The sequence below is a fragment of the Streptomyces sp. NBC_00988 genome (assembly GCF_045162645.1).
Taxonomy (GTDB): domain Bacteria; phylum Actinomycetota; class Actinomycetes; order Streptomycetales; family Streptomycetaceae; genus Streptomyces.
This window is the reverse complement of sequence record NZ_CP108730.1, coordinates 12326239-12337873: the sequence shown is the minus strand read 5'-3', so window position 1 is coordinate 12337873 and position 11635 is coordinate 12326239. Positions and strand designations below refer to the sequence as shown.

The following is an 11635-nucleotide window of genomic DNA, read 5'->3' as shown; positions in this document are numbered from 1 at the left end:
TGCTGTGGGGCGTGGACTCGGGGGGCGTAGAGGGGATGTCGGCCTCCCGGCCACGCCCCAACCAGCATGGTGACCTGCAGGGTTGCGAGCAGGCGCGGCAGAGAGCGCGGACGGTTGTCGGCCGGGTTGCCGGAGGGGATGTCGGCGCGGTCCACGGTGGTGTTGTCGCTTCGTGACCGTGGTCGGGCCTTCACGGTCGGGTTTCCGGCCGGGGCCGGCTGCTGCCGTGACCGGTACACGGCGGCGGGCAGGACGGCGCTGCACCGTACGGGAAGCGAGCAACTTCATGATGATCGGTGTGGACGTGGGCGGCGGGGACCGGCTGGCGCTGGGGGTGCTGACGCAGTACCGGATGGCGACCACCGGGCAGATGCACCGGGTGATCGCCCCCGAGGTGCGTATCGAGCAGACGCGGCGGCGGCTGGCCCGGCTGCGCGGTGAGGGGCTGGTCGACCGGATCACCCTGCCGCAGGCCGGACGGACCCGGGTCTGGTTCCCCACCGCGTACGGCGTGCAACTCGCCTCCGAGTGGCCCGAACTGCGCGGGAGGCGGCCCTCCAGAACCGTGTCCGACCCCACCGCCGTACGACTGAAGGCCAGCCACGCGCTGACCGTGACCGAGACCGCGCTCGTCTTCCTCGAGGACGCCCGCCGCCGCGGCGACGTGTGCGAGCCGCTGGACTGGATGACCGAGGTCCACCATCCGATCGGGAGCGGCGAGGCCGTCATCCCCGACGCGCTCCTGTACTACCGGCACGGCCCCGCCGACGGCGCAGGCGGGGCGATGCTGCGGGCCTTCGTCGAAGTCGACCGGGCCACCATGGGCCCCGAACGCCTCGCCGCCAAACTCACCGCCTACGAACGCCTCCACCGCTACGTGCCCATGGTCCCGGGACGCCGGCCGACCCCCCAGGAGGCGGCAGTTGAGGAGTGGCGGCGGCGCTACCCGCTCTTCCCCCGCCTCCTGTTCGTCCTGGACGCCACCGGACCCACCGGTGTCGCCAACCGGATCACCGCCCTGCGCGCCGGGGCCGGACTGCTGACGCCGTCCCGCTTCTCCTACGACGTCCCCGTCCTCGTAGCACCGCTCGCCGACCTCCTCCACCACGGCCCCACCGCACCCGTCTGGCACCCCATCCACGACCCCGACCGGCGAGTTGGCTGGACCGAGTCCGGGCCCCGGCAAACCTGACGGCCGGTGGACGGACCGGCCCCCCGCCCTGACCGCCGCGAAGGCTGAGCCCCAGCTCCCTATCTGCGGCGCAGCATCGTTGTGAGCGGGTCCCGACGGGAGCGCGACTCGTCGCCGGGGTGCAGTACACCGCGGCAGTCGCGGGTGCAGGCAGCCGTGACAACCCGCACCTCGGCGCCTCGGCACGGTGCCCCCTCCCCGACTCCGGGGAGGGGGCACCGTGCCGACGTCGGTCAGTAGGCCGGCGAGCCGCCCACGAGGTCCTCGCAGGTCATGCCGAAGATCTTGAACGGCGAGCAGATGATGCTGGGCCAGCGGCCGTCGTTGTGCTTGGCCACGTTGTTGTGCGAGACCGCGATGTCCATGGCGGCGCCGAGCAGGTAGCGGGTCTCGGGGCCGACGATGCCGTCCTGCATCCGAGCGTGGTTGTCCCGCTGGAAGAGCAGAACCGTGGCGTTGGTGACGGGGCCGAACTTCCCGTCGATGGCGACCTTGTAGCCGACCTGGCTGAGCGTGGTCTGCAGGGCGACGGTGCACCAGCCGGAAGCGCCCATCCGGAGGTTGGTGCACTCGGGGCGTTCGAGGTCGTGGAAGCTGACGGCCCTCGGGCCTGTGCCGGCGTTCCAGCCGTCGGCGGAAGCGGTGGTGGCGACGCCTCCAAGGGTGAGGATGCTGGCGGCCGTGAGGACGGCGGCGATGCGGCGAACGCGCATGGATGCCCCTTTCTGAATCGGGCACACCCGTATCGTCTGAGAAGCAGCGAGGCGGGACGTGCACCTACCAACTCCGCAACCTTCACCGACAGTTCACATATCGCACAATAAGCAGTGACGTTCCAGCAGATACGCACCCATGTACGAAATCAGGCACTGACACCCCACGAGCATCATCGGCTTAGCCGTTGGCGCCCTGTTGTCACTGATCGTCATGTTCCGGCAACAACACCCCATGCTGCCCACGTTGCTGACTCTGTGTCCGCACGTACCTTCCGTACAGTCGAGGGGGACTCGTGCGCTGCTCCGTCCTGCCCATCGCCGCCATCCTGCTGACGCCGCGTGCGGCAGCCCTAAGACCGCTACCACCGCGAACGCCGACAGCAGCGCAGGCAGGCCGCTCACGGCGAGCACCGCGTTCTCGAAGCTCTCGGTCAAGTCCGCGACTGTGACCGGTACCGTCACCGCGGCCAACGACCCGAACCATCTCCTGGGCCGACCGAACCAGTACACGTCGAAGGTACGGATTCAGCTCACCGATCACGCAGCTGTCGGCCAGCGCCGCTTGGCAAGTGGCCGATCACTGCTGGGTTGAGGTGTCGCGGGCGAGCGTTCTGAGCGTTACGCGCCGCTCGATATGAATCTGCGTGAAAACTGCCACCTTCGCCCGTAGGGCCCATGGGTCGAAGGGCTTGGTGATGTAGTCCACCCCACCTGCAAGGTATCCCTGACTGGCGTGTACCGGATCCGCGCCCATGGCGGTGAGGAAGATGATGGGGACGTCTCGGTTGCGGTGCCGACGTTTGATCTGGGCAGCTGTCTCGTATCCATCCATGTCAGGCATTTGTACGTCCATGATGATGACGGCGAAGTCGTCGTTGTCCAGGAGGGCTTTCAGGGCATCCCGTCCGGACGAGACGGTGACGAGGTCCTGGTCCAGCGTGCCGAGGACAGCGGTGATGGCCAGGAGGTTGTCGGGCTGGTCGTCAACGATGAGGATCTTCGGCATGCCTGCGTCCAGCACTGTCGGCAGCACGGTTGGACGCTCCAGGGCTTCCAGCTGCCGCTCCAGCAGCTGACAGCGCTCTTCGGCGGCGGCCCGCTCCTCACGTGCACTTCTCAGCTCCTCACCAAGTCTGGCGGCTTGCTGCTGAAGCACGTCACGTTCCTCAAGCAGTTGAGAGACGTTGGGGTGGGCGGCCGCGAGCTCGTCGGCCCGGCCCCGCTCGGCCCTCCAGTCCGCCTCCAACTGCGAGAGCCGCACCTCGAGGTCGTGGATACGGTTTGTCCGCTCCAGCAGGGCGTCACCCAAGACGTCTCCCTGGACGCTGGAACGGCGGGACCTGCGGTCAGCGTCGGCCAACTGGTCCTCGATGACCTCCATCGCATCATGCTGCGAGGATCCGGCATCGATCGCGGCCCGGTACAACTCCCGGACGAGTTCGACAGCCTCGGGTGTCACGGCAGTGCCTCGGTGCTCACCAAGATCGGCCAGCAGCTCCCTCACGATCCTCCACGGTGGCATCCGGGTGCCGTTGAGGTACCGAGAGAGCGTGCCGGGGTCCCACTGCCGACGCGCCGCGTACCGGCGCACCGAGACTCCCAGTCCTTCGAACAGTTCCCTGAGCGCTTGAGCCAGAGCACGCGTCGCGTCAGGAAGGTCGCTGCCCAGTGGCCTCAACTCACCCACGCTCCTCTTCCTCCGCCCCGTCGGAGGCGCAGCCGCGTACCCCGTCACCGGCAATCAGCCGGTTGAAGAACGAAACAGCCAGCCCGGCCGCTGCAAGGCCGGCGAGCACACTGCGGGAAAGCCCCTCACCCGCGGTCCAGGACAGTGCCGTTGCAGCACCCCCACTGAGCATCGCGAGCAGAAGCACCAGCGCTGCCCTGGTCGTTAACAAGGGCCGTTCCATACGGTCTCCATCCACCCGCCCCTCACCATGCGGCAGGGGAAGCCCATCACCCACGCGGCGGATTGCCGTCTGGGTGACACATAGGATGGAGTGCGACGGACGCGTTGCGTACCGTAATCGGCAGCGCAACACCCGAACCGCGGTGTTGCACACCGCAGCGGCACCAGATAAGTGCAGCGTTTACCCAGGCCACATAGACCTGCGGCAAGATCGTTGCCAAGTGCGTTGCGTGCAACGTGGGCATCCGCGGACAGCTCCGCTACCCGACCGGCCCGGTGATGTCATGCGGATCGGGCATCCGCCACCTTCGCAATTTTCGTACTTCAATCACCTGGCCGTCCGAAACGCGTTCGAGAAACGGCGGGCAGAAGGTGAGCATGAAACCGGTGAGGATCGTGCCCACTGCGGCCCAGTACTTGGTCGCGTGTTGCAGAACGTGCGTCAGGACCGTCTGCGGCAGAATCCAGCAGATAGCCAGCCGGGCCCAAGGGCGAGGCGGACATCAGGTGAGAACTCACAGCCGGTTCGGCCTGCTTCCTTGGTGTCAGAACTTTGGAAGATCCGAGATGCCGGTTTCCCTCGCTGCCGGAAGCCGGCGGAATCCTCTACTGCCAGTAGAGCCGTGGGGTAGGGTCGGAACATGGCAGCAGACGAGACGAGCATCAAGGTGAGTGCGGCCTCGCGTGACCGGTTGGCCGTCCTGGCGTCCGAGCGCGGTACGACCCTCCGCAGCCTTGTCGAGGAACTCGCACAGGGCACTCCAACTCGGGCCGAGTACGCCGAGCGTGCGGAGCTGGCCCGTGCCGAGCTCGCGTCCGCTCTCGGGAACGCACCGAGCCCGGAAGCCGAGGCGAAGGCCCGCGATCTCCTGGAGCGCCTAGGCGCATCCCTGCAGGGTCCTCAGGCAACCGCGTAGTGGGGGCAATCTCGGTCGTCCTGGACCATACGACCGCCACGGCGCTGTACGACCCGAAGGACCCGTTCAACGAGGCAGTCAGCGCCTTCTACGTGCAGGCCTCGGGCGGGCTGGGGACGCTGTATGCGCCGGTGCTGTCGCTGACGGCCGGCGACACGGAGCGTCGCGGCCTGCTCAGCTACATCAAGGGGCTGCGGTTCGTCAAGATCGAAGTATTCGACACCGACGCCGCGGTGACTGCCACCGAGCTCCTGCGCTTCGGGCACTCCTGGGCCGCCGTACACGCCATCCACGCCGCCAGACCCTCCGCCGCCTTCCCTGCCGGACGCTTCCTGCTCACCCTGACCCCCAAGGCGTACGCGGGCACCGGCGTCCAGGCCGTCCACCCCGGCCAGTAACCACCCCGCGTCGGAAGGCACCCCCGAACCAGGACACCAGTGCCGCGACTGGCTGCACCTACCAGGCCCTGGCGAGAGACGTCCGGCGCATCGCGGCCGAGAACGGCGAGATCCTCCAGACCAACAAATCGGCCGTCTCCTACTGGGCCAACGGCACCCGCCAGCCCACCGGCCGGAGCGGCCAGTACCTCGCCGAAGCCTTCTCCCGTCGAACGGGCCGCATCATCACCCAGACCGAGATCGGCCTACGCGCACCCGATGGCGAGGAGCCGGCCGAAGGGGATCCCGTTCTCGCCGCAACGGACCTCGGCCGGGCCGATGTTGAGCGCCGCCGCCTCCTCGCGGTGGCCGCCTTCACCACTGCCGGCGTCGCCATGCCACTCGCCCACGACCACGAGGCCACCGCCCGCATGCTCCGTGCCCGCACCGGCATCTCCGTGGTCGGAACGGAGGAGGTGGACGTCGTGCGCCAGATCACCGCAGCCGTCAGCACGGCCGACGAACGCCTCGGCGGCGGCCACGGCCTGACCACGGTCACCGCCTACCTCGGAGACGCCCGCCTTGCGGGCGATAGCCTGAGCCGAGCAGGGCCACGCCTTCATCAACGTCGGGATGGCACACCTTCACCGGCCGCTTCGACGACCACATGGGCAGCAACGACTGTGGCCGGCTCCACAGCGGCGCAGGCGGCTGGTGCTTCTGCAACGGCCAGTGTGCCTGCGGCGCCTTCTTCACTGGCGCCCGCTCGAGAGCGTCTTCTCTGTAGGTGAGGGGATGGCCGACAGGCGAGCCTGCTGCTGCGTCTGGGGGTGAGGCGTTCTTTCGCGTCCTGGTGTCGCGTGTCACTCTGCGATCAGTTGACGATCGGGAATGGGGGGCCATGTCGTTTCAGTATGTGCCTGCGTTACCCGTCAAGCGGGGCGACGTGCAGGGCTTTAGGGATGTTGCCGCGGACCTTGCGGCGCGGATGGCCCCGTTGTGGACCGTCCCGGTGATCAACCTGAGGACGGGTGAAGCTCCCTCGGTGAGGGATCGGGTCAAGCATCTGCAGAAGGCGGCCCAGCAGCTGCGGCAGGTGAGCGGTTCGGGGCGCAGCTGGATCGACACCCGGCATGCCGAGGAGGACCCCAAGATGGTCGGGGACGCGCTGTGGGGTGAGTTCGGGCTGTTCACTGCCGCGGCGCCGGTCACCGGTCCTGAACGGCCGCCCGCTCAGCAGGCGCTGGCCCAGGAACTGGCAGACACCTTCAGCAACGGGCTGGGGCTGCGCCTGGACCTGAGGGGCCTGCCGGTAACGGAGGCGGCCGAGCAGGTGGCAGAACTGGCCAAGCGCAGCGCCGTCGCGGTCGAGGCCATGGACCTGCTGCTGGATCTCGGGGCGATCGCCGACGCGGCCCAGGCTGGCGAGTACGGCGCCCGTGCAGTAGCAGAACTGGGCCGGCTGCGGCCCTGGCGCAGTGTGGTGCTGCTGGCCGGGTCGTTCCCGGCGTCGCTGCAGCAGCTGGCGCGCGACCAGGTCACGCGTCTGCCCCGTCATGAGGTGCCCGTATGGCGTGCGGTGCGGGAGAACTCAGGGCTGGATGAGCGGCTGGTGTATGGGGACTATTCGGTCGTGCACCCCGGCAAGCCGGCGCAGACGACGACGGGGCCGGTGACGATTCTGGGCCGGGTGCTGTATTCGGATCCGCAGGATTTCCTGGTGGTCAAGGGGCGGAACATGGCGGTGTACGGCACTGCGCAGATGCCGGCACTGGCCTCCCGTATCACCACTGATCCCGCCTTCCGCGGCCGGGGATTCAGCGAGGGCGAGCGTTATCTCGCCGACTGTGTGGCAGGACAGGAGTCGCCGGGTCTTCCCGAGCGGTGGATCAGGGCCGGGCATACGCAGCATCTGGCCCAGACGGTGGAGCAGGTGGCGCGGTAGCGGGCGGGCGGGCGGCCAGCGCGTGCTGGACCTGCTGGGCCAGGCGGGCCATGGGCAGGGCGTCGGCCAGCAGCTGCCACAGCCGGTGGCGGGGCAGCCGGCTGGTGCCGGTGTGCCGGCCGAGCGCGGCGAGTTCGGCCAGGACTTCCTCCCGCCACAGCAGACGGGCCAGCGCCAGCGGCTCGCGGGCCGGGTTGGGATGCGCCGCGCGCACCACCCGCAGGGACGGCTGCCCGTCTGCGGCATCGAGGAGCAGCACGCCCCACCACGGTGAGGCCAGCACTGATGCCTGGTGCAGGTAGTGGTCGGTGGTGACGAGCCAGGAGTGTTCGAAGACCTGGTCGTAGTAGCTGACCTGGCGGGCCAGGCGGTCCAGGCGGTCGCCTGGGCTTTTGATTTCGAAGCCGGTCAGGCGGGGGGCGAGGACCGCCATGTCGGCACGGGACTCGCCGTTGCACAGGCCGAACTCCTCACGCAGCACAGCATCTTTCCCCTCCGGCTGCTCCCAGATCCACTCCCGCAGGCGGGGGCGGACGTCGGGGTCTCTCATCCGCTGCACACGCGCACTCATCCCGGCACTCTAGAACCCCCTCACCCCTCTGGGCAGCGCCCCGCCCGCTGGCCGGGGCGGACTGCGTGCGAGCAAGCGCGCCCACGCGGCGGTCTGTTCAATGCTGGTGCTGCCACAGCACCATCATGCTCGCCCTCGCCTGGTGGGGGGCGGGTTCGCGTTCGAAAGTGCGGGGATGCGTGCGGTAGACGCAGTCGATGCCGTAGCGGTGCAACAGCGCCAGATCGTGATCCGCGGGGCGCAGGGGAAACAGCGCTGTCAGGCGCACGGCCGGCTCGGGGGTGTGGGGGGCGTAGTCCAGCAGCTGCGCCAATGCCTCGCGCACGAAGCGGCGGCTGCTTGCGCGTTTGGCCTCGACGATCTCGCTGCCGTGCGTCAACTCCACGTGCACGTCGGTGATCCCGGCGGGGGTGCGCAGCCGCTTGGGGGCGGTGATGCCGAGAAAGGCGGTGTACTCCTGAACGAGGAAGGCTTCCGTGCGGTGCACGACAAGCTCGTGCTCGGTGAGCCGGTAGCGCGTGCTCGGCGTGTGCAGGGCCTCACCGTCGACGATGTCGGTGTGGGTGCGCAGCGCGCGGGCGATCGGTTCCTGCACGCCGGGGTGATCGCCCGCGGTGGCTTGGGCCTCGATGCCCAGACCGTCGAGGATGGTGGCGGCCTTCTCGGCGTCCAGAATGCGCAGCCCCATGAAGTTGTCCCCGGTGTTGAAACCGGGCAGGGCCCAGATCTCCTGGTAGGGGATCTCGGTGGGCGTGAAGGACAGCAGGCTGTAGACGTTGTGCCAGCTGCCGTTGTCCGCGTCGGCGCTCCACATGCTGTCGGCGAAGGGGGCGTTGCGGAAGAGGGCGCCAATCTCACCGATGCCCCGGACGTAGTTTTGGCCGGTGAACAAGACGATGTCGCCGGGGCTGAAGCGTTGCATCTTCCTGTCTTGTTTGCTGGTCGCTCCCCAAAAGCGGGCGCACCCGCTGGGATGGAAGGTCTCCAGCTGCTTGCGCTCAGCGGAGGTGAGCAGGCTCGCACGGGGGTGGGTGGTGAAGTCGACGACCGTATCGAGTGTGTCTCTCCAGTGACGGCGAGCAGCAGGATTGCCGTACGACGGCTGGATCACAACGAGCGGCACCGAAAACCCCCAAGTGACGTGCATGTGGATGTAGTTGTTAAGGATGCCAGCAACCACTGACGTCGGCCCTGGCCGGCCATGCTGGAGTGCCCGTCCAGCAGGATGTGGGCCCTGGGCCGGCGCCATCGTGAGGCAACCGCGCGGCTTGAGCCGGTCAGGCCCTGCAGTGTGTGCCGCCGGCAGCGAGCCAGCGGCGGTGCCGTACTGCGGCCGCCGGCGGGGACGTGGGCACGAATTCCTGCCCTGGCGGCCACGGTGGACTCGTTGACGTCCGGTCTGTGTCCGTGCTCTTGCGATCGTCTGTCTTTCATCGGGGCTCTCCTTCCTGGATACTCCCGGCTTCAGCCGGGGGAGGAAACGAAGCTCCTGCGAAGCAGGGTAGGGAAAGCCGGTCCGCCGACAGGGCGGAACAGTGTGCGCCGCCTACCGGCCGACACCCGCCACTCACACGGGAACTGATAGAACGTGAGGCATGACGCAGCAGGTCAAGCGGGCGTTCAAGTACCGCCTTTACCTCACGGACGAGCAGGCGGCCGAGCTGTCGCGCACGTTCGGCTGCGTGCGTCTCGTCTACAACAAGGCGCTGGAGGAGCGCACCCGGGCCTGGTACGGAGAGCAGCGCCGCATCTCCTACGTGCAGTCGTCGGCCGCGCTGACGGAGTGCTGCGAACGTGCTGGGATGTTGGAGGTGGCCGTGCCCTCAGAGGGCAGCCGGTGGTTCCAGGCGTGCCAACGCTGCTCGGGTGCGTCCGAGTGCGGGATGACCGGGGTTCAGGACGGACTCCTGCCTGGAAAGGACGTCTCGCAGCCGGACGGTGATCTCACCCGCGGGGGTTCCCTCCCTGAGCTGGGCCAACGCCAGCTCGAATTCGACCTGGAGGGTGTCGGGGTCTTCTGGTCCCTGGACCCGGACGAAGTCTGTGAGGACCTGTCGCAGCCGGATGGTGGCCGCAGGGGCTGAGAGCGGCGGGTACAGCGCGCACTGCAGACGGGTCCACAGTGTGGCGGGGTGGTCTGTGCCGAAGACAGCGGCGTACGTGGGCAGCAGGTCGTCGAACAGCTGCGCCGCCGCCGCAGTGTTGCCCGCTGCGGCGGTGTGGGCGGCGTGCTGGTGGCGGTTGGTGAGGGTCTCGGGGTGAGTGGGGCCGAACGTCTGCGCACAGTCGTCGGCAAGCTGCCGGTAGAGCGACGCCGCTCGTTCCTTGTTCTTTCTGCCTTCTTGAACGCCGATGAACTTGGCCTCTTGGTGTCGGGCCGAGAGCGTGCGCTGGTCGTGTGTTCCGCGCATGGTCTTGAGGTCTTCGACAAGGTCGGTGAACTGGGCAGCTGCCGTGGGTGCGTCGCTGGCCTCGCCGGTAAAGGTCGCCAGCTGGTGGCGCACGTCCAGGGCCAGGTCGTGCTCGGCTGCAAGCAACTGCCTGCATCGCGGGAGCAGGCTCGCGAAGAGGGCAGCCGCGCGGGCGGCGTCTCCAGCCTCACCCGTGTAGAGAGCAAGGTCGTATTCTGCGCGGAGCACACTGACGTCGTCGCTGCCGTAACGCTGCCTCAGCTCCTCGGCGCGGCTGTGCAGGACCGGCAGAGCACGAGCCGGGCGGCCCTCCTCGGCCGTGACCACAGCCAGTGCGGCGCTCGCCCCGTCCACTCCGGCCGCTTCGGCTTTGCTCAGCGCCCGGCGGGCGCGGCCGTACTCCAGTCCCGCCGCGGCGTTCTGGCCGATGACGAAGGCCTCCTCGGGTGTCGCAGCGTCGAGCCACGTGCGCCAGGCTTCTTCGGGTACGGGCTCCACGGGCAGCACCTCCGCAAGGTAGTCGAACGCGCGCACCGTGCCGTCGCTGTACAGATGGAGCATGCACCCCGCATCCTCCGCAGGCAGCTGGGCCCAGTTCAGCGCATTTTCCCATGACTCGTACCCAGCTTCGACGGTGCTGCCGGTGTGCGGAAGGTATGCGGCGTGTGCTCGTTCGAGAAGGTGTTCTGGAAGAGTGCGGTACAAACCGACCCGCTGGGCATCCACGGCAGCCAGCACCGCGGCGGCAGCCCTGGCATGGCTGGTCGAGTAGCGGGCGGCCGTCCAGCGCTGGGCCTGTTCGTGGCCGGCGACCAGGCCCAGGCCGACGCGATGGTCGGGAGCCCTGAGAGCCGAATAGAGCCGTGGATCGCCGCCCGACCGCGCCCGTCCCCGTTCAGCTGCCGACCAGTACGCGCTCACATCGACCTGGACCGCGGCGTTCAGCACACTGCGGGCCTCGCGCCACCGCGTCCGAGCAGGCTCGGAGGGATCATCGAGAGGGTAGAACGTGTTGAGTAGTTCTCGACGGAGCGTGGCCACCACGATCACGTTCTCCCACACGAACAGGTCGTCCAGGATCTGGCGGGTCAAGCCGCCGGGGCGCATGTAGTGCTCAAGGTCGTCGAGCCACACGATGCAGGGCCTGGCCCGGTCCACGAGGGCGTGCAGGGAGGACATTCCGTCAGCGGAGGCGGGTCGAACGAAGCGGTGCTTGGGAAACTGCTCGCGAACCGCTTCGAAAGCAGAACGCGTCTTGCCGGCCTTGGTCTCCCCCATGACCAGGATGAACCGGTGGGCTCGGAGGCTGCTTCGCAGTCCCGGATCGTGGTCACGGCGCACGTACGGAGGCATACGGTCATGACGCCCGGCGCGCCTCAGCTGGACCGTCTCGGCGACACCGGCCTGGTGATCCGTGATGGCTTCAACCCTCTGGAAGCGGCCTCGACGCAGCGCCGCGAAATGCTCGACGCGCCCGCGGTCCAGGCCCTCGTCCCGGGCAATGCCCGCTGTAGCTGCCGACTCGATCCGCTGCCGGATCCCGCCCATGGCGGCGACAACGGCCGCCGCCATGGATCCTGGAAGCCACTGCCTCGCC

Annotated in this window: 11 protein-coding genes and 2 pseudogenes; 6 read left to right on the top strand and 7 right to left on the bottom strand. The window is 68.4% G+C overall.

Annotated features, from left to right (window positions below; genetic code table 11):
* Positions 1–289: 289 nt before the first annotated feature.
* Positions 290–1192: a replication-relaxation family protein gene (locus tag OG496_RS55245; protein ID WP_405976888.1), complete on the top strand. Its 903-nt coding sequence runs from the start codon at positions 290–292 to the stop codon at positions 1190–1192.
* Between the two features lie 233 nt (positions 1193–1425).
* Here the strand turns inward: OG496_RS55245 and OG496_RS55240 are convergent, their stop codons facing one another.
* From OG496_RS55240 to OG496_RS55225, 4 genes are all read right to left on the bottom strand, one after another.
* Entirely contained in the window at positions 1426–1905 is a 480-nt protein-coding gene (locus OG496_RS55240; RefSeq protein ID WP_405976519.1) for a peptidoglycan-binding protein, read from the bottom strand.
* Between the two features lie 580 nt (positions 1906–2485).
* The gene (locus tag OG496_RS55235; RefSeq protein WP_405976518.1) at positions 2486–3595 is read right to left on the bottom strand and encodes a response regulator; all 1110 of its coding nucleotides are present in this window, start codon (positions 3593–3595) and stop codon (positions 2486–2488) included.
* Positions 3588–3818: a hypothetical protein gene (locus OG496_RS55230; protein ID WP_405976517.1), complete on the bottom strand. Its 231-nt coding sequence runs from the start codon at positions 3816–3818 to the stop codon at positions 3588–3590. The genes OG496_RS55235 and OG496_RS55230 overlap by 8 nt, the downstream gene beginning before the upstream one ends.
* A 259-nt stretch (positions 3819–4077) precedes the next feature.
* Positions 4078–4221: a hypothetical protein gene (locus tag OG496_RS55225; protein ID WP_405976516.1), complete on the bottom strand. Its 144-nt coding sequence runs from the start codon at positions 4219–4221 to the stop codon at positions 4078–4080.
* Positions 4222–4458: 237 nt separating this feature from the next.
* On the opposite strand from OG496_RS55225, the gene OG496_RS55220 reads away from it, so the two are divergent.
* From OG496_RS55220 to OG496_RS55205, 4 genes and pseudogenes are all read left to right on the top strand, one after another.
* Positions 4459–4734, top strand: coding sequence for a hypothetical protein (locus tag OG496_RS55220; protein ID WP_405976515.1), 276 nt, complete (start codon positions 4459–4461; stop codon positions 4732–4734).
* Entirely contained in the window at positions 4734–5132 is a 399-nt protein-coding gene (locus OG496_RS55215) for a hypothetical protein (protein WP_405976514.1), read from the top strand. The genes OG496_RS55220 and OG496_RS55215 overlap by 1 nt, the downstream gene beginning before the upstream one ends.
* Positions 5129–5719 (top strand): annotated as a pseudogene (locus OG496_RS55210) (tetratricopeptide repeat protein); the annotation flags it as partial. The gene OG496_RS55215 and the pseudogene OG496_RS55210, both read left to right, overlap by 4 nt.
* A 293-nt stretch (positions 5720–6012) precedes the next feature.
* On the top strand, positions 6013–7056 hold the full coding sequence (locus OG496_RS55205; protein WP_405976513.1) for a beta family protein: 1044 nt from the start codon (positions 6013–6015) through the stop codon (positions 7054–7056).
* Here OG496_RS55205 and OG496_RS55200 read toward each other — a convergent pair.
* Complete coding sequence (locus OG496_RS55200; protein ID WP_405976512.1) at positions 7001–7627, bottom strand: sce7726 family protein; 627 nt, start codon at positions 7625–7627, stop codon at positions 7001–7003. The genes OG496_RS55205 and OG496_RS55200 overlap by 56 nt on opposite strands.
* Before the next feature lie 97 nt (positions 7628–7724).
* Positions 7725–8807, bottom strand: coding sequence for a hypothetical protein (locus tag OG496_RS55195; RefSeq protein ID WP_405976511.1), 1083 nt, complete (start codon positions 8805–8807; stop codon positions 7725–7727).
* 415 nt (positions 8808–9222) lie between these two features.
* On the opposite strand from OG496_RS55195, the pseudogene OG496_RS55190 reads away from it, so the two are divergent.
* Positions 9223–9411: pseudogene (locus OG496_RS55190) on the top strand (helix-turn-helix domain-containing protein); the annotation flags it as partial.
* A gap of 39 nt (positions 9412–9450) precedes the next feature.
* On the opposite strand, the gene OG496_RS55185 reads toward OG496_RS55190, so the two are convergent.
* Positions 9451–11610, bottom strand: a complete 2160-nt coding sequence (locus OG496_RS55185) for a tetratricopeptide repeat protein (RefSeq protein ID WP_405976510.1) — start codon at positions 11608–11610, stop codon at positions 9451–9453.
* Positions 11611–11635: the final 25 nt, after the last annotated feature.